General features: G+C 57.2%; 25 protein-coding genes and 1 riboswitch. Of the genes, 11 read left to right on the forward strand and 14 right to left on the reverse strand.

All coding sequences use genetic code 11. From position 1 onward, the window contains the following. Positions 1-4: 4 nt before the first annotated feature. The 3 genes from ACESQ2_RS04070 to ACESQ2_RS04080 all read right to left on the reverse strand — a co-directional run bounded on the left by ACESQ2_RS04070 (position 5) and on the right by ACESQ2_RS04080 (position 3,128). Complete coding sequence (locus ACESQ2_RS04070) at positions 5-1,399, reverse strand: DASS family sodium-coupled anion symporter (RefSeq protein ID WP_373170179.1); 1,395 nt, start codon at positions 1,397-1,399, stop codon at positions 5-7. Positions 1,400-1,465: 66 nt separating this feature from the next. After that, the gene (locus ACESQ2_RS04075; protein ID WP_373170180.1) at positions 1,466-2,164 is read right to left on the reverse strand and encodes an RraA family protein; all 699 of its coding nucleotides are present in this window, start codon (positions 2,162-2,164) and stop codon (positions 1,466-1,468) included. Between the two features lie 10 nt (positions 2,165-2,174). Continuing rightward, positions 2,175-3,128: a hydroxyacid dehydrogenase gene (locus tag ACESQ2_RS04080; protein WP_025106833.1), complete on the reverse strand. Its 954-nt coding sequence runs from the start codon at positions 3,126-3,128 to the stop codon at positions 2,175-2,177. A gap of 332 nt (positions 3,129-3,460) precedes the next feature. On the opposite strand from ACESQ2_RS04080, the gene ACESQ2_RS04085 reads away from it, so the two are divergent. Further along, positions 3,461-3,793, forward strand: a complete 333-nt coding sequence (locus ACESQ2_RS04085) for a LysR family transcriptional regulator (protein WP_224259873.1) — start codon at positions 3,461-3,463, stop codon at positions 3,791-3,793. On the opposite strand, the gene ACESQ2_RS04090 is transcribed toward ACESQ2_RS04085, so the two are convergent. Next, a complete protein-coding gene (locus tag ACESQ2_RS04090; protein WP_004855147.1) occupies positions 3,759-4,772 on the reverse strand; it encodes a magnesium transporter in 1,014 nt (337 codons plus the stop codon). The genes ACESQ2_RS04085 and ACESQ2_RS04090 overlap by 35 nt on opposite strands. Before the next feature lie 56 nt (positions 4,773-4,828). Beyond that, a riboswitch (M-box (ykoK) riboswitch) is annotated at positions 4,829-5,012 on the reverse strand. 253 nt (positions 5,013-5,265) lie between these two features. Between ACESQ2_RS04090 and ACESQ2_RS04095 the strand changes: the two genes are divergently transcribed. Next, a complete protein-coding gene (locus ACESQ2_RS04095; RefSeq protein WP_219675309.1) occupies positions 5,266-5,823 on the forward strand; it encodes a DUF1440 domain-containing protein in 558 nt (185 codons plus the stop codon). A gap of 50 nt (positions 5,824-5,873) precedes the next feature. Here ACESQ2_RS04095 and nikR read toward each other — a convergent pair whose 3' ends face one another. From nikR to ACESQ2_RS04130, 7 genes are all read right to left on the reverse strand, one after another. Beyond that, the gene (gene nikR / locus ACESQ2_RS04100; RefSeq protein WP_025106836.1) at positions 5,874-6,290 is read right to left on the reverse strand and encodes a nickel-responsive transcriptional regulator NikR; all 417 of its coding nucleotides are present in this window, start codon (positions 6,288-6,290) and stop codon (positions 5,874-5,876) included. 5 nt (positions 6,291-6,295) lie between these two features. Then, complete coding sequence (nikE, locus tag ACESQ2_RS04105; protein ID WP_046877713.1) at positions 6,296-7,066, reverse strand: nickel import ATP-binding protein NikE; 771 nt, start codon at positions 7,064-7,066, stop codon at positions 6,296-6,298. Further along, positions 7,066-7,827, reverse strand: coding sequence for a nickel import ATP-binding protein NikD (gene nikD / locus ACESQ2_RS04110; RefSeq protein WP_032719963.1), 762 nt, complete (start codon positions 7,825-7,827; stop codon positions 7,066-7,068). The genes nikE and nikD overlap by 1 nt, the downstream gene beginning before the upstream one ends. Next, entirely contained in the window at positions 7,827-8,660 is an 834-nt protein-coding gene (gene nikC / locus ACESQ2_RS04115) for a nickel ABC transporter permease subunit NikC (protein ID WP_014227130.1), read from the reverse strand. Before nikC ends, nikD begins: the two co-directional genes overlap by 1 nt. Then, a complete protein-coding gene (gene nikB / locus ACESQ2_RS04120) occupies positions 8,657-9,601 on the reverse strand; it encodes a nickel ABC transporter permease subunit NikB (RefSeq protein WP_032694215.1) in 945 nt (314 codons plus the stop codon). Before nikB ends, nikC begins: the two co-directional genes overlap by 4 nt. Next, positions 9,601-11,169 (reverse strand): nickel ABC transporter substrate-binding protein, encoded by a 1,569-nt coding sequence (gene nikA / locus ACESQ2_RS04125; protein ID WP_373170181.1) that lies wholly within the window; start codon positions 11,167-11,169, stop codon positions 9,601-9,603. Before nikA ends, nikB begins: the two co-directional genes overlap by 1 nt. Positions 11,170-11,459: 290 nt before the next feature. Next, positions 11,460-12,320: a LysR family transcriptional regulator gene (locus tag ACESQ2_RS04130; RefSeq protein ID WP_046877710.1), complete on the reverse strand. Its 861-nt coding sequence runs from the start codon at positions 12,318-12,320 to the stop codon at positions 11,460-11,462. A 97-nt stretch (positions 12,321-12,417) separates the two neighbouring features. On the opposite strand from ACESQ2_RS04130, the gene ACESQ2_RS04135 reads away from it, so the two are divergent. The 8 genes from ACESQ2_RS04135 to arnF all read left to right on the forward strand — a co-directional run bounded on the left by ACESQ2_RS04135 (position 12,418) and on the right by arnF (position 20,702). Then, positions 12,418-12,924: a phenolic acid decarboxylase gene (locus ACESQ2_RS04135; RefSeq protein ID WP_025106840.1), complete on the forward strand. Its 507-nt coding sequence runs from the start codon at positions 12,418-12,420 to the stop codon at positions 12,922-12,924. Positions 12,925-13,323: 399 nt separating this feature from the next. Then, positions 13,324-14,463: a UDP-4-amino-4-deoxy-L-arabinose aminotransferase gene (arnB, locus tag ACESQ2_RS04140; RefSeq protein ID WP_004855110.1), complete on the forward strand. Its 1,140-nt coding sequence runs from the start codon at positions 13,324-13,326 to the stop codon at positions 14,461-14,463. A 1-nt stretch (position 14,464) separates the two neighbouring features. Further along, positions 14,465-15,448: an undecaprenyl-phosphate 4-deoxy-4-formamido-L-arabinose transferase gene (arnC, locus tag ACESQ2_RS04145; RefSeq protein WP_004126208.1), complete on the forward strand. Its 984-nt coding sequence runs from the start codon at positions 14,465-14,467 to the stop codon at positions 15,446-15,448. Next, positions 15,445-17,430: a bifunctional UDP-4-amino-4-deoxy-L-arabinose formyltransferase/UDP-glucuronic acid oxidase ArnA gene (gene arnA / locus ACESQ2_RS04150; protein WP_224259870.1), complete on the forward strand. Its 1,986-nt coding sequence runs from the start codon at positions 15,445-15,447 to the stop codon at positions 17,428-17,430. The genes arnC and arnA overlap by 4 nt, the downstream gene beginning before the upstream one ends. After that, complete coding sequence (gene arnD / locus ACESQ2_RS04155) at positions 17,427-18,329, forward strand: 4-deoxy-4-formamido-L-arabinose-phosphoundecaprenol deformylase (RefSeq protein WP_014227123.1); 903 nt, start codon at positions 17,427-17,429, stop codon at positions 18,327-18,329. The genes arnA and arnD overlap by 4 nt, the downstream gene beginning before the upstream one ends. After that, positions 18,329-19,984 carry a lipid IV(A) 4-amino-4-deoxy-L-arabinosyltransferase gene (gene arnT, locus ACESQ2_RS04160; RefSeq protein ID WP_046877707.1) on the forward strand — a complete coding sequence of 552 codons (1,656 nt, stop codon included), beginning with the start codon at positions 18,329-18,331 and terminating at the stop codon, positions 19,982-19,984. The genes arnD and arnT overlap by 1 nt, the downstream gene beginning before the upstream one ends. Then, positions 19,981-20,319 carry a 4-amino-4-deoxy-L-arabinose-phosphoundecaprenol flippase subunit ArnE gene (gene arnE, locus ACESQ2_RS04165; RefSeq protein ID WP_049071627.1) on the forward strand — a complete coding sequence of 113 codons (339 nt, stop codon included), beginning with the start codon at positions 19,981-19,983 and terminating at the stop codon, positions 20,317-20,319. Before arnT ends, arnE begins: the two co-directional genes overlap by 4 nt. Next, positions 20,319-20,702, forward strand: a complete 384-nt coding sequence (arnF, locus tag ACESQ2_RS04170) for a 4-amino-4-deoxy-L-arabinose-phosphoundecaprenol flippase subunit ArnF (protein ID WP_004855095.1) — start codon at positions 20,319-20,321, stop codon at positions 20,700-20,702. The genes arnE and arnF overlap by 1 nt, the downstream gene beginning before the upstream one ends. Here arnF and ACESQ2_RS04175 read toward each other — a convergent pair. Further along, positions 20,699-21,748, reverse strand: a complete 1,050-nt coding sequence (locus ACESQ2_RS04175; protein WP_009654337.1) for an AI-2E family transporter — start codon at positions 21,746-21,748, stop codon at positions 20,699-20,701. The two genes, arnF and ACESQ2_RS04175, sit on opposite strands and share 4 nt — an antisense overlap. Positions 21,749-21,880: 132 nt before the next feature. On the opposite strand from ACESQ2_RS04175, the gene ACESQ2_RS04180 reads away from it, so the two are divergent. Next, positions 21,881-23,101, forward strand: coding sequence for an MFS transporter (locus tag ACESQ2_RS04180; protein WP_014227099.1), 1,221 nt, complete (start codon positions 21,881-21,883; stop codon positions 23,099-23,101). Here the strand turns inward: ACESQ2_RS04180 and ACESQ2_RS04185 are convergent, their stop codons facing one another. After that, on the reverse strand, positions 23,102-23,659 hold the full coding sequence (locus ACESQ2_RS04185) for a DcrB family lipoprotein (protein ID WP_049071629.1): 558 nt from the start codon (positions 23,657-23,659) through the stop codon (positions 23,102-23,104). A gap of 73 nt (positions 23,660-23,732) precedes the next feature. After that, positions 23,733-24,398 carry a 7-cyano-7-deazaguanine/7-aminomethyl-7-deazaguanine transporter gene (locus ACESQ2_RS04190; protein WP_025106844.1) on the reverse strand — a complete coding sequence of 222 codons (666 nt, stop codon included), beginning with the start codon at positions 24,396-24,398 and terminating at the stop codon, positions 23,733-23,735. Positions 24,399-24,400 lie beyond the last annotated feature (2 nt).

Raw genomic sequence — 24,400 nt, forward strand, 5'->3', positions numbered from 1 at the left:
CCTGTTAAATGCCGATAAATTTCCAGTAAGGAATACCGATCAGGAAGAAGATTAATACGTTGACCACCACCATGATGGTGCCCAGCATCCAGAACGTTTTTTGCGGGACGTAGCCGCTGGAGAACGTAAATACGCCCGCGCCGTTGCCGTAGTGCGTCAGCAGTGCGCCATAGCCTGCGGAGAAAGCCAGAGAAAGCGCCACGTACATCGGGTGCGCCTGAGTCGTCATTCCCAGGGTAAAGAGTACCGGATAGAAAGAGACGACGAACGCGCTGTTCGAGACAAAGAAATAGCGGACGGCAAGGCTGATAAAGACCAGCACGGCAATCGCGCTGATTTCATTGAGATGCGACAGGTCGAGATAGTTTTTGATAACGTCCACCAGAAAGACGTAGAACCCGCCTTTTGATAGGGCAACCGCACAGCCATAAAACGCGCCATACCAGACGAAGGTCTGCCAGGCCGATTTTTCGCTCACCACGTCATTCCAGCTCAGCACGCCGAAAAGCAGCAGACAGGCGAGGAACGCCAGGCCGACGGGAATAAAGGCGATGCCGGTGATGGAACCCGTCATCCAGCCGAGCACGCCCAGGACAAAGAACACGATCAGCAGCTTCTCTTCACGTTTTACCGGACCCAGCTCACGCAGGCCCTTCTCGGCAATTTCATTGACGTTATCGATAACTTTCAGTTCCGGCGCGTAGATTTTATACAGTATCCACGGCGCGAGCAGCAGCACCAGTCCGGCTGGCACCACGGCGGCTTTAAACCAGGTCATCCATTCGAGATTCACTTTCATGATCTCGTTGGCCAGCGAGACGGTAATTGAGTTGGTCGCCATCCCCGTCAGAAACAGGCTGGAGGTTCCCATTGAGACGACGTACATCAGGATGGTCAGATAGGCGCCGATTTTGCGGCTACCGTCGTCGGGCTTCGAGCCCAGCGCTTCGGCAATGTTCCTGAAGATGGGATAGGTAATGCCTCCCGAACGGGACATATTTGAACCCGTTGCCGGGGCCAGTACGGTATCCGTCACCATCATCAGATAACCCAGGGTGAGGGTATTTTTTCCATAGCGTTTTAGCAGCAGATAGGCGATACGTTTACCCAGTCCGGTAATAACAAACGCTTTGCAAATAATAAAGGCGCTGATAATAAACCAGACCATAGGGCTGCCAAAACCGGCAAACAGGGGAGCGGGGTCGAGAACCAGAGAGGCAAACCCGAGAATAATCAGCATAATGACCGCATCGGTAAACGGGCGCAAAACCAGCCCGCACAGCATCGCCAGATAGATGCCAACCATATGCCAGGTCGGTGCGGAGACGCCTTCCGGGTGCGGTATTATCCTAAATAAAACGGGGAAAAAGATAATGGGCAAGAGTTTTAAATAAAGCATTTTTATTACCTTTGCTTTAAAGCCACGGCCCGTCAGGGCACCGCGGCCTGATATTATTTAATCAAATTAACGATACACGTCGTCGATAAACTCAACGCCGGTCTCATCCAGTGATTTTTTGACCCAAAGGCGATTCGCGGTGCCGTTTTTGGCGGCCTCTACTTTGCTGGCATCGAATTTTGCATACTCTTTGGCTTTATTCAGTACGGCTTCTGCGTCACCGAGGGGAATAACAATCACGCCATCCGCATCGCCGACGATCAGGTCGCCCGGACAAACCGCGACGCCGCCAACGGCGATCGGCGTGTTCACCTCCCCTGGACCTTGTTTAAACGGGCCTGCCGGGTTGGAGCCGGTAGCGAACAGCGGAAAATCGAGAACCGACAGCGCATCGATATCGCGGATAGGCCCGTCCAGCACGATACCGGCGATTTTTTTCATGCAGTGGGCATAGGCCACCATGATTTCGCCCATTAATGCCCGCGAACGGTTGCCTTCGTTGGAGACCACAATCACATCGTTCTCACCCGCCATATCCAGCGCGGCGTGCAGCATCAGGTTATCGCCCGCGCGGACTTTCACGGTGATGGCGAACCCCGTCATAATCGGCTTTTTCGGCGAAGAGATACGTTTAATGCCGTTACCCAGAACGGCAATACGGTTCATGGTGTCAGCAATATTCGCCGCCGGGAGCTGTTCAAATTCTTTAAGAAGATCGACGCTGCAGGTCGGACGCTTTAAAAAAATACGGTTACCAATAGTCATTTTTTTCTCCTTAAAAACCCGGGACCGGCCAGGACGGTTTCTTACCGGATAAGACTTCATCAATGCCAATCGCGGAATGGAGCGAGGCTCTGTCGGTCGCTTCAATGGTGGCGGCGCCAATATGCGGGGCAATCACGATATTGCTTAGCGAGAAAATCGGGTCGTTGGCATCAAACGGCTCTTTCTTTAAAACATCCACGCCCGCCCCGGCGATAGCGTGGGTGCTCAAGGCGTGATACAGCGCTTTTTCATCAACCAGCTTTCCGCGCGCGGTATTAATGAAATAGGCGGTAGGCTTCATCATGGAAAACTGTTTCTCTCCGACAAAATCGGTGGTTTCCGCCGTCGTCGGACAGTGCAGAGAAACGAAGTCGCTCTCTTTGAAAATACGGTCAAAATCGTTGGTAAGCTCTACGCCTTCGGGGATCTGCTGCTGGGTTTTATACGGGTCATAGGCGATAACTTTCATATTAAAGCCATGCAGCGCTTTGATTGCCACGCGTGAACCGATATTCCCGACGCCAATTAAACCCAGCGTTTTTCCATCCAGCTCCACTTTTGGCGTGCGCAGTTTTGCCCAGTAATAATCTTCAAGCATCTTTTCCTGTACCAGCTTGAAATTACGCGAGCAGTGCAGCATATAAAATATGGCCAGTTCGGCAACGGACATGCTGTTAGCAATTGGCGCATTTAATACGACGACGCCGTGACGTTTAGCCGACGCCAGATCGACCGTATCGTAACCGGCACCGTGACGCGCAACGACTTTCAGCTTTTTAGCCGCTTCAAATACGCGGTCGGACATTTTTGAAAGGCGGACGATAATACCGTCGCAATCGACGATGTCGCGAATGATATCTTCTTCTTCCATCCCTGAGCCGTTAATCAGTTGATAACCGCGGCTTTCCAGATATTCTCTCCCTTCTGCCATGATTTCCTGCGGGAGTAAAATTTTGTACGTCATTTAACTATCTCCAGTGTTGATTACGTGGAGGTAATTGCATGGCGTGTGCCATACATTCATGCAAGATGAGTATTTTTTGTAATGCTTTGATATGTATGTGTATTTTGTTTTTGTGGTCAACGAATTGTGGTGATGTTCTTCACATACCTGAACGCCGGAGTGAGGCCGGTTATTTAATTATGAAATGGCTGAAATGCATAATTAAATGTGCGAATGGCGAGCTTCACACTTTATTTTATTTATATACGGAGAGCATTTTCTTGTAGCGATTGACATTGCCCGGCGGACAACTTAAAACGTAAGCCAAAGGTTAATCGGGAGAGGTTTCGGCAATGAATAAATCACAGGTGGAGATATTCATGCTTATGGTTCGGGAGGGGAATGTTCATTTTGTATCGCAGCGGCTGAGTATTGCGCCTTCGTTGATAACAACCAGCGTATGTGCGCTTGAAAATGAACTGGGTTTCAACCTGATTAAGCGCGGCAGGAATATCAGAAAAGTTATCTTAACGGAAAAAGGACACGCTTTTTATCGGCTTGCTCCAGAGTTACTGAGATTGCTTAATGCGATTGCGGATATTCGGGCGGGAATAAAACAGCCCGGCAAGTCCTCCCCGCCGGGCAAAATAATCAGTTCAGCCCCAGGAAATACTGGGCAATTTTGAAGTAGATAATCAGTCCGGTACCGTCGATAAGGGTGGCGATAAACGGCGCTGAAACTACAGCCGGGTCGATGCCGACGCGTTTGAGCGTCAGGGGGATCACCGACGACACCACCGCGCTCCACAGGGTAATGCATACCAGCGTCAGGCTGACAATCAGGGTGATCTCCATGCCGATGCCCATCATCCAGGCGCGCAGGCAGCCCGCCAGGCCGAGCGTAATGGCAATCAGCAGCGAGGTTGAGACCTCTTTACGGATTACGCGCCCCATATCGCGCAGCCGCACCTCGCCGAGCGCCATGGAACGCACGAGGGTGGAGGTGATCTGCGTTCCGCTATTGCCGCCGGTACCAATCAACAGCGGAATGAAAAAGGCCAGCGCAATCGCCGATTCCAGCGCTTCCTCAAAATGCTGTAACACGCTGCTGGTATAGGCTTCGGCGACAAACAGCAGCAGCAGCCATACCGAACGTTTTTTCCACAGCGCCCACGGGCTGGTTTCCAGGTAGGGCTTTTCCAGCGGCAGCGTCGCGCCCTGACGCTGAGCATCCTCGGTCACGTCATCTTCCAACAGATGCGCGATCTCTTTTTCCATCAGGCAGCCGACCAGCTCGCCTTTTTCGACCACCGGCACGAGGTCGAGCCCGCGCTCGGCCAGCTCGGCGACCACCTGCGGCCGCGGGTCGTCAGGCCTGACGCGAAACAGGCAGCTATCCATTAAATAACGAATGGACTGGGCGGTATCGCTCTCCTGCAGCAGCTTTTTAATCGATAAACTGCCGCGCAGTTTTTTCCCGGCGACGACAAAAACCTGGCCGGGGATCTCATCGCTGGCCAGCTGAGAAACGAACAGCTCACGCGCTTCATGAACGCTGAAATGTTCCGGCAGGGTAATGAAATCGGTACGCATGTACTGGGCGATCGCGTCGCCGTCGAACGCTGCGGTAGCCTGATGTGCGGCGCACAGTTGAATGGAAGACATGGTGTAATTCCCTATAAAAAATCACTCATAGGGGCGAACAAGACAGGATGAGCACAGGCAGATCCCTACGTCCTGGTTTTAGCACTGCACAACGTATCTGCCCGGCATGAACGCCGTCAGAAGTTACCTTGGCAACACCTTGATTCGATGGAAGCCTGTATTTCCCTGAGTGGTCTCTCTCGATACCAACAGGGCGGTAACTTATGTTTATGCAGGAGCCTCGCCATAACGAGATCGTTAAATGAGGCGTGATTATTAGCGAAGAGAGATGATTAACCAAGCATATAATTCATGTGGTTTATTAATTGTTGAGAAAAGACGAAAGTTTATTACGATCAGGGCGATACAGGGATTTTGCCCTCTTAGGGTGAACAAAATTTTTTCAAACTATACTTAGCGATGGATGCGTTATAAATGCTATTTCCCGCGAGATTGTTGGTTGAAAAAACTGAGGTGACCCATCGTATAAGCGATATTTAAGAGGAACGCTGTTATGTTGAAAAACAGGATTAATCTTCAGGTTATTATCTGGACGACGCTCATTGGAGGGTTCATCAGCTCTCTGGTGAAGTCGGGAACGGAATCTAATATGCCGCCCCGCGTGGCGGGCGAGATATCGCCCCCGGCGGCGCATATCGACGCCTGGCTCGGCTGGCTTGGCATTAATTCACACTCGCTGGACTACGTTTATCAGGGGGTGACAATCCCCGGCGCCGTCATGCTTTACCACTGGCTGTTCAGCTTTGCTTTTGCCTTTCTCTATGTCTTCATTTCCGCATACTGGCCGAAAATCCGGCTTTGGTACGGCGCGGCCTATGGTCTGATTATTACTCTCGTTATGCACGGCTTCCTCATTCCCGCGCTGGGCTTCAGGCATCCCGCCTATTTAAACGGGGAAACCGGGTGGCTGTGGAACCTGAATGGCTACGAGCTGTGGAGCGAAACCCTCGGACATATTTGCTGGTCGTTTTCGATTGAAATCAGCATGATTGCCGTTCTTGCCCTGCTGGCAAAACCGATACGAGGCGCATGGGCCAACGAGTCGCCATAATGGCGTTAGTCCCGATCGCGCGTTAAAGAGTCATTTATCGCATCCCACGGCTATGAGTGGGGTGACTCCTTCTCCGTTGGCAGACACTGCAAATGGCCGTGGCGCACGCCGCGCTGGGCGATAACGTCATCGGCAAAATGCTGAACGTCGCCCATATCGCCTTTCAGCACGGCGATTTCCAGACAGTCGTCATGGTTGATATGTACGTGGAGGGTGGCGACGGAGAGGTCGTGGTGATGATGCTGGGTGGAGACTAAACGGCTGGCTAAATCGCGCTTCTCATGTTCATAAACATAGGAGAGTACCGCGAAGCCCTGGGTGCCGTGCTCCTGAGCGCTTTCCTGGGCCAGCGCGCCGCGCAGAATATCGCGGATGGCTTCGGAGCGATTATGATAGCCGCGGCGCTGGCTCAGGCTATCCAGCGTGTCGAGTAAATCGTCATCAAGAGTAATCGTGATACGTTGCATCTGTTTTAAACCTTATTACGGCGCACGGGAAAGGCGGGAAGTACCGCATTTTGTAACACGCGACCGGCGTGGGAAGAAAACGTTAATTTGTCGCCCACGACCTGCGTCTCAACGATTTGCCCCTCATCCATCACCATCACCCGCTGGCAAAAACGCTCCACCAGACGTAAGTCGTGGGTGATAAACAGACAGGCGGTGCCAAACTGTCGCTGAAGCTTTTTGAGCAGACCAATGACGCCCGCCTGGAGCACCAGGTCGAGGTTAGACACCGCCTCATCAAGGATCAGCAGCTGCGGCTCAACCGACAGCGCTCGCGCCAGGCAGACGCGCTGTAGCTGTCCGCCGCTCAGCTGCGGGGGGCGCTTATCGAGCACGCTATCATCGAGATCCACCGCCCTGAGCATGTCGCTTGCCCGGGCCAGCTGTTCCGCTTTCGTCAATGACAGCAGATGTCGCATGGGTTCACGCAAAATCTCGCGTACCGTTTTACGCGGATTCACCGCGCTGATGGCGTCCTGAAACACCATCTGAATATCCCGACGGAACGCCTTTTGCTTGGCGCGATTGAGCCGGGAGAGCGGTTCTCCCCGCCAGCAGACGCTGCCCTGAGTGGGGGATTCCAGGCCAACGAGCAGGCGCGCCAGGGTGCTTTTCCCGCAGCCGCTGCGTCCCAGCAGGGCAACGGTTTCACCGCTTTTCAGCGCTAAAGAGACCTCTTTTAGCACCGTTGAATCGGTATATAGATGGGTTATCGCGGATACGCTCAGTAATGTCATCAGGCCAGCTCCAGTCCGTAGAGGGCGAGATGCGCCGCCACCAGGCTGCGGGTGATGCTGTGCTGCGGAGCGTTGAACAGGCTTTCGACATCCCCCTGTTCCACAATGCAGCCGCTATCCATCACCGCCACATCGTCCGCCAGCCGCGCCACGACGCCCATATCGTGAGTGACCAGCAGCATCCCGGGCCCACGGTTTTGCATAACACCTGCCAGCAGATCGAGAATGCGCGCCTGGGCCACGGCGTCCAGGTCAGTGGTGGGTTCATCGGCAATGATAAACGGCGCCTCGCACAGCAGCGCCATGGCAATCATCATCCGCTGCAGCATGCCGCCGCTCATCTCGAACGGATAAAGCTTCAGGACGCGCTGCGCCTCCTCCAGCCCAACGGCTTCCAGTACCGCCGTAAGCGTGGCGTCGTCTGCGGGTTTATCCAATGCCCGGCAGGTTTCCCGCGCGTGGGTCGCCATGGTGTGCAGCGGATTAAAGGCGCTGCGCGGGTTCTGCATAATGGTGGCGATTTTGCTGCCGCGCAGCTCGCCGGGGGAGACCGGCTGGCCGTCGGCGAGGATCATCCCCGCCGTTTGCCGTACGCCGGGAGGCAAAATGCCCAGCGCCGCCGCGCAGGTTAGCGATTTTCCGCTGCCGCTGCCGCCAACCAGCGCCAGCACGCGCCCGCGTTTGAGCGTCAATGATACGCCGTGCACCAGCGGACGCTCGGCCTGTAAGACAATGTTTTGCAATGTAATTTGTTGCGGCATTAGTGGGCGTGCTCCGCGATCAGATGAGGATCCAGGCGATCGCGCAGCGCGTCGCCCACCATGTTGAAGGCCATGACGGTGATAAACAGCGCCAGTCCCGGCCAGAACATTTGCAGCGGCTGGGTCCAGATATACTGGCGGGCGTCGTTAATCATTACCCCCCACTCGGCGGTTGGCGCGGTGACGCCGAGGCCGAGAAACGACATCCCGGCGACGTGCAGCATCATATGCCCGATATCCAGGGTCGCCAGCACCAGCAGCGACGGAATGACCGCGCCGGCCAGATGGTCGACGAATACCCGCACGTGTCCCGCGCCGGAAAGCCGCGCGGCGAGCACAAATTCGCGCTGGCGCAGGGAGATTGTCAGGCTGCGCACCATCCGCGCATACCACGCCCAGTGCGACAGGGCGATGGCGATAATTACGTTGGTCAGCCCGGTTCCCAGTACCCCCACCATAAAGAAAGAGAGGATTGAGGTCGGGAAGGTCATAAACAGATCCGCGATGCGCATGGTGGCCTGATCGACGCGGCCGCCGATAAGTCCGGCGCAGCCCCCGACCAGGAGTCCCAGCGCCAGCACCAGCAGCAGGCAGGCCATCACCGAGCCGAGCGATACGCGGGTCGCCGCCAGCAGACGCGAGAAGATATCGCGCCCCAGATGATCGGTACCGAGCCAGTGCTGGCTGCCGGGCGGCAGCAGGCGCGAAGGCAGATCGATCGCCTGCGGATCGTACGGCAGCCACCACTGGCTGGTGAGCGCAACGACCGCCAGCAGGGCGATGATAAGCAAAGAAATGCGGACGGACCCGCGTGAAGAGAGGAAAAAGTTCACGAGCGCGCTCCTTCATGGCGGCGAATGCGCGGGTCCAGCGCGGCGTTCAGCAGATCAACCATCAGGTTACAGACCACAAAAACGATCACCATCATCAGGGTGAAACACTGAATCACCGGATAATCGCGATTAAAAATCGCCGAGACGGCGTAGCGGCCCACGCCGGGCCAGGCAAAGATATTCTCGATAATCATCGTGCCGCCAATCAGCTCGCCGATATGCATCCCCACGGCGGTAATCATCGGCAGCGAGGCGTTGCGCAGAATATGGCGGCGCTCGGTTTGCCTGTCGTTCAGGCCGCGCAGTCTGGCCCAGGTTACGTGACGCTGCCCGGCGACTTCCAGCATGCTGGCGCGCAGCAGGCGGGCGTTGATCGCCAGCGACATAAAGGCGATCGACACCGCCGGCAGAATGATGTGCTGCCAGCCGCCATAGCCCATCGCCGGCAGCCATTGCAGATAAACCGAAAAGAACATCACCAGCAGGAAAGCCAGCCAGAAGTTGGGCATCGACACGCCGAGAAAAGCGATGATCCGCACAATAAAATCCGGCAGGCGGTCGCGGTGCCGCGCCGCCCAGATGCCCAGCGGCACGGAGGTGAGGAGGATCAGCACCAGCGCGGCGCCGGCCAGCTGCAGCGTGGCGGGCAGAAAGCTCAGCATGTCATCCAGCACCGGACGCTGGGTGGCGAACGAAACGCCAAAATCCAGATGCAGCGCCTGCCACAGCCAGCTGCCGTACTGGACGATAAGCGGCCGCTCCAGCCCCAGCATCGCGCGGGTTGAGGCCACCATCTCCGGCGTCGGCGGCAGGTTTGACAGGCGCAAATAGTCCAGCGCCGGGTCACCGGTACCCAGGCGCAGCATTAAAAAGATAATCACCGAGGCGGCGAAGATCATCGGTATCAGCAGCGCGACCCGCCGCAGCGCGTAACGTAACATCAGGGTTTCACCGGCTTAATCTGTTCAAACGGAATTTCAGACGCGATCGGCGCGTAGGGAATCGCCCCCAGCTCCGGTCTGGCGACCACCATCATCGAGACGTAGCTGATGGGCAGATAGACCGCATCGTTGTGCAGTCGGGTCAGCAGGTCTTTGTACAGCGCCTGACGCCGCGTTTCATCTGTGGTTTTCAGCACCTCGCCGATTTCTTTATCAATAATCGGTTTGTCGGCTAATCCCTGCTGCGCCTGAAAATCGGCGTGCGACGGTACGCGCATCGAACTCATAAATGCGTGCGGATCGTAGGGTGCGCCCCAGGTACGGTTGAAAATCATGCCGAAGCGACCATCGCGCTGGCGGGCATAAATACTGCTCTCTTCCTCGCCAACCAGCGACACGTCCACGCCAACCTGGCGCATATCGGCCTGAATGATTTCCGCCATCGATTTGCTTAGCGCGTCGATACCGATAAACGACAGCTCAACCCGCAGCGGCAGGCCGTTTTTCTCGCGAATATCCTTACCCGCAGGCAGGACCCAGCCCGCGTTTTCCAGCAGCGCCTTCGCCTGCTGCGGATCGTACCGGCGCGGCGTCAGGCCAATATCGGCATAGGGCACGGTGGGGGCGAACAGCGTATCGGCCACCTGCTGAGTGCCGTACAGGGCGTTATCAATCAGCGATTTTTTATTCACCGAAAAGTTCAGCGCTTCGCGCACCGCTAGTTCGTTGGTGGGGGCTTTGGCGGAGTTCAGCGCCAGCATCACCGTCTCTATCGGGCGGGAAAGCTGGGTACGGTAGGCCGGGTTGTGGCTGAAGCGGTCGAAGGTGTCGAGCGGCAGCAGCCCTTCGTTGCCGTAGAGCAGGTCAATATCGCCGGTTTCAAAGGCCACCGCGCGGGTCGTCGGGTCCGGGATCACCTTGACGGTAATTTTTTCAATCTGCGGCTTTTCGCCCCAGTAGCGCTCGTTACGCACCAGCACGTCGTACTGATTGAGTTTTGATTCCTTCAGCACCCACGGACCGGTGCCAATCGGCGCTTTAATGCCGTGCAGGGTCTCATTGTCTTTGAACTGCGACGGGGCGATAAAGCGGAAAGGGCGCGGCAGCGCCAGCTCCTGTAAGAACGGGTAATAGGCGCTTTTCAGGGTGATTTGCAGCTGGTTTTTGTCGAGCGCGTTGACCTCGACGATCTGATTGACCAGCTCCAGCCAGGCGTGGCGCTGGCGGTTATCGAGCACCACGCGGAAGTTCTCCGCGGCGGCATGGGCGTCAAACGCTTCGCCGTTGGAAAATGTCACGTCATCGCGCAGGGTGAAGGTCCAGACTTTGCCGTCCGCCGAGTGGGTCCAGCTTTTTGCCAGCCAGGGTTTTACCGAGCCATCCGCCTGATACTTTACCAGCGGCTCATAGACCATGCTCTGAGCGTACATCTGGTTGGGCGTATAGAGGTGCGGGTTGAGCGGCCCCACGTTGACCGGCCAGGCGGTGGTGATTTCATTGGACGCGGCGCAGGCCAGCAACGGGGCGCAGGCGAATAGCGCCAGCAGGGTGGTGCGGATAATAGACAAGGCTTTTTCTCAGCGACAGGAAAGTATGACGATTTTAATGATTCATCATACTTTCGGCGTAAGCTGGATCAATATCGGGCCTGAAAGTATAAGAAAACGGTATATCTCTTTTGGCTGTATGAGTTTACGAACCCGCCTGCAGCCCGGCTAAACGCAGCGCAAGCCGGGAAGCATCAGCTTCGGCACATTTCCCGGAGGCGATGCTGCGCATCTGTCCGGGCTACCGGCTCGCAGACGGCAGTGAATCTGTAGCCCGGCTAAGCGCAGCGCCAGCCGGGTAAACAAGCCCATCAGGGCGCTCTGAACAGATCCAGCAGCGTGGCGACCTGCTCATCAATAGGTGTTAAATCACGCTTAACGATCAGGTGCAGCGGCGTTGCCCGCCGCGCGCCGTGTCCCAGCGGCAGCGCCTTCAGCACTCCTTGTTGAAGCTGTGGGCCAATGCGCTCTTCCGGCAGCCAGCCAAACCCGACCTGATACAGCACCGCATCGATGGCGGCATCAATAGTGGAAAACGTCCATGCATCGCGGGAAGATTGCGGGTCGTTGCTGCGGTCGGCGATGCGCACCAGCGGCCAGGGGGCCAGCGCGCTGTCGTCCAGCGGCCCCGTCAGCGCGGAGAGTGGATGATCGCGATGGGCGACGGCGACAAAATCAATGTTCATCAGCCATTCGCCGCGGCCGGTAATATCCTGACGGCGGGTCAGCACCATCACGTCCGCCTCGGTGCGGGCCGGATGCTCTTCCTCAACGTTTTCCAGCACTTCGGTCAACCTGACCTGAGTTTGCGGGTAGCGCTGTTGAAACTGGCGCAGAATGGCGAACAGCCGCTGGCGCGGGAAAATGCTGTCGACCACCAGATCCAGCCGGGTCCGGGCGCCGTCTCGCAGGGTGGCGGCATGGGTTTCGACATAAGAGAAGGCCTGCAGCAGCGGCTTAACCTGGCCGAGCAGCAGCTCGCCTGCCGGGGTCAGCACCGCGCGACGGCCCGATGGCGTCAGCAGCGTGACGCCCAGCCGCTCCTGCAACAGCGCGAGATTATAGCTCACCGACGACTGGCTGCGGTGGGTCTCGTCCGCCGCCTTCGCGAAGCTACCCAGCTCGACAACTTTCTCCAGCAGCGCCCATTGTTCCAGCGTAGTCTTGTGCATAATCCATCTAAAAAGTGAATGAGTTTAATCCAAACATAGCGTTATTCATCCATTTTTTAAAGCAGTATGCTTGTTCTCAACAAACAGAGGAGAACAGATTATGAGCACATTCGACAAACATGACCTGAGCGGTTTTATCGGCAAACATCTGGTTTATACCTACGATAATGGCTGGAACTACGAAATTTACGTTAAAAACGGCACCACCCTGGATTATCGTATTCACAGCGGTATCGTCGCGAATCGTTGGGTGAAAGATCAGCAGGCTTACATCGTTCGCGTCGGCGAAAGCATCTACAAAATTTCCTGGACCGAACCGACCGGTACCGACGTGAGCCTGATCGTTAACCTCGGCGACAAACTGTTTCACGGCACCATCTTTTTCCCGCGCTGGGTAATGAATAACCCGGAGAAAACCGTCTGCTTCCAGAACGATCATATTCCGCTGATGGTCTCTTATCGTGAAGCCGGTCCGGCTTATCCGACAGAAGTGATTGATGAGTTTGCCACCATCACTTTTGTGCGTGATTGCGGCGCGGATAATGACGAAGTGATTAATTGCCCGGCTAACGAATTACCTGACAACTTTCCTGCCAACCTGTAATTATTTTGAAATAGTTTCGTGATTCGACTGGATTTTTTATATTTGCTGAACCATGTTTAAAGACTGTTTATGAGAATCTGGTTGAGCATCCGTTTACTTTTCACCAATGCGTTCCCGCTATTTCTCCGTCCAGCGGGAACGCCATAGCACCTTTTTCTGCGATAAATTCCACTCTATCTCAATGATTTTTAACAAAATCATCATGCATATCTAATTAATATTAATTTCTTAATATTATCCTAAGCAAATCTGACTAAATTTAATAACATCTGAATACAAAATAATGAAATGCGCCATCGGGCTGATTTCGCTTTCATTTTCATTTTGTTTAGGTCTGCAGGTGCAGGATATTTCTTATCGACCCGTTTTTTCGCGGGTCATTCACAGAACAGGAACATGATGAGCGATTTTTTGCCGTTTTCGCGCCCGTCGATGGGCGACGCAGAGCTGGCTGCGCTGCGTGAAGTTTTGCAATCGGGCTGGATCACCACTGGACCGAAAAATCAGGCGCTGGAAGAGGCGTTCTGCACGTTAACCGGCAACCGTCACGCCATCGCCGTCAGTTCGGCGACCGGCGGCATGCACGTCACGCTGATGGGGTTGGGTATCGGTGCGGGCGATGAAGTGATCACCCCTTCCCAGACCTGGGTCTCCACGCTGAACATGATCTGCCTGCTCGGCGCGACCCCGGTGATGATCGATGTCGATCCCGATAACCTGATGATTACCCCCGAAGCGGTTGAAGCGGCAATCACCCCGCGAACCAAAGCAATCATCCCTGTGCACTATGCTGGCGCACCGGCGGATATTGACGCCATTCGCGCGATTGGCGAGCGTCACGCTATTCCGGTGATTGAAGATGCCGCCCACGCGGCGGGGACGTACTACAAAGGCCGCCACGTCGGGTGGCGCGGTACCGCCATTTTCTCATTCCATGCGATCAAGAATATGACCTGCGCCGAAGGCGGGCTGGTGGTGACCGACGATGACGAACTGGCCGCGCGCATTCGCAGCCTGAAGTTCCACGGCCTCGGCGTTGACGCTTATGACCGCCAGACCCTGGGCCGCGCCCCGCAGGCGGAGGTGATTTCGCCGGGCTTTAAATACAATCTCGCGGATATCAACGCCGCGCTGGCGCTGGTGCAGCTGGATAAGCTCGCCCACGCCAATCAGCGCCGCGCCGCCATTGCGCAACGCTATCTGCGCGAGCTGGCGGATACGCCCTTCAGGCCGCTGGTGGCGCCGTCGTGGGAGCATCAGCACGCCTGGCACCTGTTTATTATCCGCGTTGACGAAGCCGCCTGCGGCATCAGCCGCGATGCGCTGATGGAAAGACTGAAAGCCATGGGCATTGGCACCGGCCTGCACTTCCGCGCGGCCCATACGCAAAAGTATTACCGCGAGCGTTTCCCTGAAGTTTCATTACCGCATACGGAATGGAACAGCGCGCGCATTTGTTCCATTCCGTTGTTCCCGGATATGACCGATGACGATGTCACTCGGGTCATTTCCGCACTGCACCAGCTGTCAGGACGTTGATATGTTTAGCTATCCTCCCGTGAAAAAGGTCTCGGTCGTTATTCCTGTGTATAACGAACAGGAGAGCCTGCCGGAGCTTATCCGCCGCACCGACACCGCCTGCGCGACGCTCGGACGGCAATATGAAATTCTGCTGGTCGACGACGGCAGCAGCGATGACTCGGCGCGAATGCTCACCGAAGCCGCCGAGGCCGAAGGCAGCCACGTGGTGGCGGTCCTGTTGAACCGCAACTATGGCCAGCACTCGGCGATTATGGCGGGCTTCAGCCACGTTACCGGCGACCTGATCATTACCCTTGATGCCGACCTGCAAAATCCGCCGGAAGAGATCCCGCGCCTGGTCGAGAAGGCCGACGAGGGCTACGACGTGGTCGGTACCGTGCGCCAGAACCGCCAGGACACCTTCTTCCGTAAAAGCGCCTCGAAGATGATCAACCGCCTGATCCAGCGCACCACCGGTAAAGCGATGGGCGACTATGGCTGCATGCTGCGCGCCTATCGCCGCCATATCATCGACGCGATGCTCAACTGCCATGAGCGCAGTACGTTTATCCCGATTCTGGCGAATACTTTTGCCCGCCGGGCGGTTGAGATCCCGGTGATGCACGCCGAGCGCGAATTCGGCGATTCCAAATACAGCTTTATGCGCCTGATTAACCTGATGTACGACCTGGTGACCTGCCTGACCACCACGCCGCTGCGCCTGCTGAGCCTGTTCGGCAGCGTCATCGCTCTGCTGGGCTTCGCCTTCGGCCTGATGCTGGTGGTGCTGCGTCTGGTGTTTGGTCCCCAGTGGGCGGCGGAAGGGGTGTTCATGCTGTTCGCGGTGCTGTTTATGTTTATCGGCGCCCAGTTCGTCGGGATGGGCCTGCTCGGGGAGTATATCGGCCGCATCTATAACGATGTCCGCGCCCGCCCCCGCTACTTTATTCAACGTGTTGTTCGCCAGCCGGAAACGGCATCTCAAGAGGAAGATCGTTCATGAAAGCCGTAGTCTTCGCTTATCACGATATGGGTTGTGCAGGTATTCAGTCTCTGCTGGATGCCGGTTATGACATCGCCGCTATTTTTACCCATCCGGATAACCCTGGCGAAAACCATTTTTTTGGCTCCGTGGCGCGTATTGCCGCTGAGCAAGGCATCCCGGTATGGGCGCCGGAAGATGTGAATCATCCGCTGTGGATCGAACGTATCCGTGAGATTAAACCGGACGTGCTGTTCTCGTTCTACTACCGCAACCTGCTGTGCGATGACATTTTGAATATTGCGCCGCAGGGGGCTTTTAACCTGCATGGTTCACTGCTGCCAAAATACCGCGGCCGCGCGCCGCTGAACTGGGTGCTGGTGAACGGCGAAAGCGAAACCGGCGTGACGCTGCACCGTATGGTTAACCGCGCCGATGCCGGCAATATCGTGGCGCAGAAAAGCGTCGCGATCGGCGCGGATGACGCGGCGCTGGCGCTGCACCGTAAGCTCTGTTCCGCGGCGTCGGAACTTTTGGCTCAGGCGCTGCCCGCCATCCGCGACGGCAAAACCGAAGAGCGCGCCCAGGATGAAAGCCAGGCGACTTACGTCGGTCGCCGTACGCCGGAAGACGGTCGCCTCGACTGGGAATGCTCGGCCCAGACGCTGCACAACCTCGTCCGTGCGGTCTCCGATCCGTGGCCGGGCGCGTTCGGCTACGCCGGCGCGAACAAGTTTATCGTCTGGAAATCCCGCGTGCGCCACGATCTGGCCGCCGCCAAAGCGGGGACGGTGATCTCCGTTGCGCCGCTGGTGGTCGCCTGCCAGGAAGGGGCGTTAGAAATCGTTACCGGGCAGACCGAGCGCGGCGTTTATATGCAGGGTACGCAGCTGGCGCAGGCGCTTGGCCTGGTTGCCGGCGCGGTGCTGAGCAGCAAACCGGTGGTGGCGATTAAGCGCCGTACCCGCGTGCTGATCCTTGGGGTGAACGGCTTTATCGGCAACCACCTGACCGAGCGTCTGCTGCAGGACGACAACTACGAGATTTACGGCCTGGACATTGGCTCCGACGCTATCAGCCGCTTCCTCGACAACCCGCGCTTCCACTTCGTTGAAGGCGATATCAGCATCCACTCCGAGTGGATCGAATACCACATTAAGAAGTGCGACGTGGTCCTGCCGCTGGTGGCGATTGCCACGCCAATCGAATATACCCGCAACCCGCTGCGCGTGTTTGAGCTGGATTTTGAAGAGAACCTGAAGATTATCCGCGACTGCGTGAAATACGATAAGCGCATCATCTTCCCGTCGACCTCGGAAGTGTACGGCATGTGCACCGACAATAACTTCGATGAAGATACCTCCAATCTGGTGGTCGGGCCGATTAACAAACAGCGCTGGATCTACTCGGTCTCCAAGCAGCTGCTGGACCGCGTGATCTGGGCCTACGGCGATAAGAACGGCCTGAAGTTTACCCTGTTCCGTCCGTTTAACTGGATGGGGCCGCGCCTCGATAACCTCAACGCCGCGCGCATCGGTAGCTCTCGCGCCATCACCCAGCTGATCCTTAACCTGGTTGAAGGTTCGCCGATCAAGCTGATTGAGGGCGGTAAGCAGAAGCGCTGTTTTACCGATATCAGCGACGGTATCGAAGCGCTGTTCCGCATCATTGAGAACAAAGATGGCCGCTGCGACGGGCAGATCATCAACATCGGCAACCCGGATAACGAAGCGAGCATCAAAGAGCTGGCGGAAATGCTGCTGGCCTGCTTTGAACGCCATCCGCTGCGCGACCGCTTCCCGCCTTTTGCCGGGTTCCGCGAAGTGGAAAGCAGCGATTACTACGGTAAAGGCTACCAGGACGTCGAACATCGTAAGCCGAGCATTCGCAACGCGAAGCGCTGCCTGAACTGGGTGCCAACGGTGGAAATGGAAGAGACCGTGGAACACACCCTGGACTTCTTCCTGCGCACGGTTGAGCTGACGGACAGCGGAAAATCATGAAACAGGTCGGCTTACGCATAGATGTCGATACCTTTCGCGGCACGCGGGACGGGGTCCCGCGGCTGCTGGCTCTGCTGAGCCAGCACGGGATTCAGGCAAGCTTCTTTTTCAGCGTCGGGCCGGACAACATGGGGCGCCATATCTGGCGCCTGATAAAACCGAAGTTTCTGTGGAAGATGCTGCGCTCAAAGGCCGCGTCGCTGTACGGCTGGGATATCCTGCTGGCCGGTACCGCCTGGCCAGGGCGCAGGATCGGCGCCGGGAATGAGGACGTTATCCGCGCCGCCGCGCAGGAGCATGAAGTCGGCCTGCACGCCTGGGATCACTATAGCTGGCAGGCGTGGAGCGGCGTCTGGCCGCAGGAAAGGCTGACGCTGGAGGTTGAACGCGGGCTGCTGGAGCTGGAGCGGATTATCGGTCGCCCGGTAACCTGTTCCGCCGTTGCCGGCTGGCGTGCCGATCAGCGGGTGATCAAAGCCAAAGAGGCTTTCGATTTCCTCTATAACAGCGACTGCCGGGGGACCGGGCCTTTTCTGCCGCAGCTGGGGAACGGCGCGCCGGGAACCGTGCAGATCCCGGTAACCTTACCGACCTGGGATGAAGTGGTGGGCAACGCGGTGGATAGTGCGGGCTTCAACCGCTATCTGCTGGACTGCATCCATCGCGACGCGGGGACGCCGGTCTATACCATCCATGCCGAAGTGGAAGGCATCGCCTTCGCGGAGCAGTTTGATGAACTGCTGACCATGGCCGCACAGGAAGAGATCCGGTTTTGCCCGCTAAGCCAGCTGCTGCCCGCCGATTTTAGCGTGCTGCCGCGAGGTAAAGTGGTTCGTGGTGAACTGGCCGGCCGGGAAGGCTGGCTTGGACGTGAACAATTACTCAATTCGGGTGTTTGATGAAAAGCATTCGCTACGGCGCCTCTCTGGTCGCCCTTTTTGTCCTCTACTATTTACTGCCGCTCAACTTCCGCCTGCTCTGGCAGCCTGATGAAACCCGCTACGCGGAGATCAGCCGCGAAATGCTGGCGACCGGCGACTGGGTGGTGCCGCATTTCCTCGGGCTGCGCTACTTTGAAAAGCCCATTGCCGGCTACTGGATCAACAGCATCGGCCAGTGGCTATTCGGCCACAATAATTTTGCCGTCCGCTTTGGGGTGGTGTTTTCCATTACCGTCACCGCTCTGCTGGTCGCCTGGCTGGCATGGCGTCTTTTCCGCGATAAACGCGTCGCGATCCTGTCTCCGGCGATCTTCCTGACCGCGCTGCTGGTCTACGGTATAGGCACCTACGCGGTGCTCGACCCGATGATCACCATGTGGATGGCGCTGGCGATGTGCAGCTTCTGGGGCGCGGCGCAGGCCCAAAGCCACGGCGGCAAAATTCTCGGCTATGTTTTACTCGGCGTGGCCTGCGGGATGGGGGTGATGACCAAAGGCTTCCTCGCGCTGGCGGTGCCGGTTGTCGGGGTACTGCCGTGGGTGATTGCGCGTAAGCGCTGGCGCGAAGTGTTGACTTACGGCTGGCTGGCGGTGGGCGTCTGCGCGCTGGTGGTGCTGCCGTGGGGTCTTGCCATCGCCAAACGCGAGCCGGACTTCTGGCGCTACTTCTTCTGGGTGGAGCATATCCAGCGTTTCGCGGAAAAAGATGCCCAGCATAAAGCGCCGTTCTGGTACTACATTCCGTTCCTGATTGCCGGCAGCCTGCCGTGGCTGGCTCTGCTGCCGGGTGCGCTCAAGCGCGGCTGGACCGAACGCGATGAGTCGCGCGGTGCGCTCTATTTGCTCGGATGGGTGGCGATGCCGTTCCTGTTCTTCAGCATTGCTAAGGGTAAACTCCCAACCTATATCCTGCCCTGTTTTGCTCCCCTGTCGATTCTGATGGCGCGCTACGCGCTGGACGCGGCGAAGGCGGGGGCGAAGGCGCTGAAAATTAACGGCGCGATCAACCTGGCCTTTGGCCTGATTGGCCTGGTCGCCGTGCTGGTGGTTTCGCCGTGGGGCTTTATGCACAAGCCGGTATGGAGCCATATTGAGCTCTATAAGTGCCTGCTGGCGGCGCTGATATTTGGCTGCTGGGCGCTGATGGGCTGGCTGGCGATGAAGGACAACGGCCGCCGCTGGACCCTCGCCGCCTGCTGCCCGCTCGGGCTGGCGCTGCTGGTGGGCTTCGCTATCCCGGATCGGGTGATCGACAGCAAGCAGCCGCAGTTCCTGGTGGATATCGTCAGCGAATCGCTGACCCCGAGCCGTTACGTGTTGACCAATAACGTCGGTATCGCCGGCGGGCTGTCGTGGGAGCTCAAGCGCAGCGATATCATTCTGTTCGACAAGCAGGGCGAGCTGAAGTACGGTCTCTCCTGGCCGGACGCGCAGCACCAGTTTGTCGATCAAGCCCATTTTGCTGACTGGCTAGCGACGCACCGCCAACAGGGCCCCGTCTCGCTGGTTCTGCTGATGGATAAAGGAGAAAGTATGGCTGATTTAGCGCTACCGAAACCGGATAGCTCCTACGAGCTTGGGCGCGTGGTGTATATCCAGTATCTGCCGCAATGAGCGTCTGGATCTGTCTGGTTTTCGCCAGCCTGCTGAGCTGCGCCGGACAGCTGTGCCAGAAACAGGCGACCCGCCCGTCCAAATCCGGGCGGCGCGGGTACCATATCCTTGGCTGGCTGGGGCTCGCGCTGCTCTCTCTCGGCTGCAGCATGCTGCTGTGGCTTAGCGTGCTGCAGTCGATCCCGGTCAGCATCGCCTATCCCATGCTGAGCCTGAACTTCGTCTGGGTGACGCTGGCGGCGTGGGGGATCTGGCGCGAGCCGGTCGCGCGTCGCCACTGGTTTGGCGTGGGACTCATCGTCGTTGGGATCGTTATTCTCGGGAGCCGTATCTGATGGGCTTAATCTGGGCGTTATTCAGCGTCGGCCTGGCGAGCGGCGCGCAGCTGCTGCTGCGCAGCGCGATGGTCGAGCTCCCGCCGCTGACGGAGATATTTACCTTCCTCAACCATCTGCTGCATCTGCGGGCGGGCACGTTTGGCCTGGCGTTCGGGCTTATGGGTTACCTGCTGTCGATGGTCTGCTGGTACTTCGCTCTGCATCAACTGCCGCTGGCGAAAGCCTACGCGCTGCTGAGCCTGAGCTACATCCTGGTATGGGCCGCCGCCATCTGGCTCCCCGGCTGGCATGAACCTTTCCACTGGCAATCGCTGCTGGGCGTGCTGCTGATTGTCGCCGGGGTGCTGACGATCTTCTGGCCGGTGAAGCGGCAGGGCTAGCCCGGTAGCCTGCTTTTGGGGCGCCCGGGCCCGAGCAGGATGGCTAACTTACTGCCGCCCCTGGTGGTCTCCATCCATATTTTACACACGCTGGTTAACGGTACCGACAGCAGCATTCCCACCGGTCCAAGCAGCCATCCCCAGACCAGCAACGAGAGGAAAACCACCAGCGTAGACATGCCCAGCCGGTGGCCCATCATGCGGGGTTCGAGAATATTGCCGATAATCATGTGCACGACTAAAAAGAGTGCGCCGACCAGCAGGCATTCATAATATCCGTTAAAAAGTAACGCCTGGATCATCGGCGGGACGGCGGAAATCACCGAGCCAATGTTAGGCACATAGTTCAGCAGAAAAGCCAGCACGCCCCACATCAGCGCAAACTGTACCCCCATTAGCATCAGCCCTAACCAGATAATCACCCCGGTCCACAGGCTAAGCAGCGTTTTCAGCGCCAGATAATGCGAAACGCCTTTTAACGCCCGATGAAGACCGGCGATGTGGATTTGCGGGTTGTTGAGGGCAAAACGGAGTTTATAGGGCACATGCCGGACTTCAAAAAGCATAAATACCACCGTCATAACCAGCAGAACGACGCTGGCCATGGCGCCGGACAGCCCGGTCATCAGGGTGGTCGTGAACGTCATCAGCTTGTCGGAATCTATGCGTTGCAGCATACGCTCCGGGGACATATGAATATGCAAAAAGGGCAGCGCCTCCTGCAGCCGCAGGACTTTTGCTGTCAGCTCTTTATTATATTTTGGCATCATGGCGACAAATTCGTTAACCGACGCGGCCAGTACGCCAATTAACGCGGTGAGCACGATCAGCATCACCACCACTACGATAGTAATGGCGACCGGGCGACGCACGCCGCGGCGAATAAACCAGGTGACCAGAGGGTTGAGGACAATGGCGAAGAACAGCGCCAGTAATAGTTGCACGATGATATCTGCCGCGGCGTGAATACCGGCGAGGATAACCACCAGTGACGCCAGTTTGAGCAGAATATGCATGCCCGTTTTATCGGGCTGAGGGGTTGTCATTCACTCTTCCTTTCTATGATTTTCATTAAGTGTAGCGGCTGGCTTGCTGCCAGGAATCCTAATCTGGCTGCTGATTTATAACGTGCGGCGTGGTAGAAATGAAACACAGTTGTAAAAATCTGGTGGAACCCGATGCCCGAAACCGTCGCCGAACCGGCGCTTAATGGATTGCGCCTCAATCTGCGGATTGTCTCTGTCGTGATTTTTAACTTTGCCAGCTACCTGACCATTGGCCTGCCGCTGGCGGTATTGCCCGGCTACGTTCATGATGTGATGGGGTTTAGCGCCTTTTGGGCCGGGCTGGTGATTAGCCTCCAGTACTTCGCTACGCTGCTCAGCCGCCCTCACGCCGGGCGCTATGCCGATCTGCTGGGGCCAAAAAAGATCGTCATTTTCGGCCTGTGCGGCTGCTTTCTTAGCGGACTCGGCTATCTGCTGGCGGCGCTCTTCGGCGGCTTGCCCGTGGTTAGCCTGGCGCTGCTGTGCCTTGGCCGGATTATCCTCGGCATCGGGCAGAGCTTCGCGGGAACCGGCTCCACGCTGTGGGGCGTCGGGGTAGTCGGTTCGCTGCATATCGGGCGGGTTATCTCCTGGAACGGCATTGTCACCTACGGAGCGATGGCGATGGGCGCGCCGCTCGGCGTGCTCTGTTACTCGCTGATTGGCCTGCACGGGCTGGCGTTGACCATTATGGCGGTCGCGCTGGTGGCCGTGCTGTGCGCGTTGCCGCGGGCGGCGGTCAAAGCGGGCAAGGGTAAAGCGATGTCGTTTCGCGCGGTGCTGGGGCGCGTCTGGCTCTACGGAATGGCGCTGGCCCTGGCTTCGGCGGGTTTTGGCGTTATCGCCACCTTTATCACTCTGTTTTATGATGCTAAAGGCTGGGACGGCGCGGCCTTCGCCCTGACGCTGTTTAGCTGCGCCTTTGTCGGCACCCGGCTGCTGTTCCCCAACGGAATTAACCGCCTCGGCGGGCTGAACGTGGCGATGATCTGTTTTGTCGTCGAGATTATTGGGCTGCTGTTAGTGGGCCTGGCGGAGACGCCGCTGATGGCGAAAATCGGCACTTTCTTTGCCGGAGCCGGTTTTTCGCTGGTGTTCCCGGCACTTGGCGTGGTGGCGGTGAAGGCCGTACCGCAGCAGAACCAGGGGTCGGCGCTGGCAACCTACACGGTATTTATGGATCTCTCGCTGGGGATCACCGGTCCGCTTGCCGGGCTGCTGATGGCGTGGGCGGGCATTTCATCGATCTATCTGGCGACGGCGGGGCTGGTTGCGGTGGCGCTGCTGCTGGGATGGCGGTTAAAAAAACGGCCCCCGGTCGGTGAACCGGAGGCCGCGGCGTCAGGCCAGTAGTTACTGGATGACGAGGGTGTTGATAATGTTTTCCGCTTCGGTCTGCGCCTGCTGCTGGTTATCCGCTGGCAATGTGATTTGCAGCGTCAGCAGTTTGTCATCAACCTTGCCGAGAAGGACGGAAGACCAGGCGGTCTGACCCTTAGCGGAGATGATGCTGTCCAGCTGTTGCAGCGTGTGGCCTTTGATCTCAATGGATTTATTGCTCACGACCTGCAGCTGCGGGTCGCGGCTGCGCTGCTGCTCTTCCAGACGCTGGCTCATCACCGCCAGCTCCTCGTTGGTATTGTCACCCACAATCACGATCACCGCTTTCTGGCCGGTGGCATCAGAATAGACGTGCATATTGTTGGCCTGGGTGCCCAGCTTGCCGCTCTGGTCGGTCATACCGGCTGGCAGGGAGAAGCTCAGTTTGCCATCCAGCAGACTAATAGGTTGCCCGCTGGCGTTGCTTTCCGCAGCAGCCCCGGCAGTCGGCGTTTTTGTATCGCTGTTATCACAGGCAGCAAGCCCCATAACCAGCAGGCCAATACCGACATATTTAACCAAATTGCGCATTGACATCTTCCTTTCGATAAACGGCCATTAACGGCTCATTCGCTTATCTTATCACATCGTTTCGCGAGTACTCTTAACCTGGCTGCAATGCGGATAAATCAGATTTATCTGCCAGTTTTTTCAGCAGCATATTCAACAACATGCCGTACATCGGCAGGAAGAATACGATGCTAATCAGCACTTTGAAGCAGTAGTCGACGATGGCGATTTCGCCCCAGTGCGCCGCCATAAACGGGTCCGGGCTGCGCCAGAAGGCGATAAAGAAGAAGGCCAGCGTATCGCTGACGTTACCAAAAAGGGTGGATGCCGTGGGCGCCAGCCACCAGCGGCGGTTTTGACGCAGGCGGTTAAAGACGTGGACGTCGAGAATTTGCCCCAGCGCGTAGGCCATAAAGCTGGCGGCGGCGATACGGGCGACAAACAGGTTAAAGCTGGTTAATGCGGCAAACCCCTGCCACTCGCCCATATAGAACAGCGCGGAAACCCCGTAGGAGATAACCAGCGCCGGGATCATGACCGCGAGGATAATGCGTCGCGCCAGCGGAGCGCCGAAAATCCGCACCGTCAGGTCGGTGGCGAGGAAAATAAACGGAAAGCTGAACGCGCCCCAGGTGGTATGAAAACCAAAAATGGAGATCGGCAGCTGCACCAGATAGTTACTGGAAGTGATGACCAGCAGATGGAAAAGCGATAGCCAGATCAGCGCTTTTTTACGCTGTACGGTAGTAAACGGACTCATAT

Source organism: Klebsiella sp. Q11 (genome assembly GCF_964241505.1).
GTDB lineage: Bacteria > Pseudomonadota > Gammaproteobacteria > Enterobacterales > Enterobacteriaceae > Klebsiella > Klebsiella michiganensis.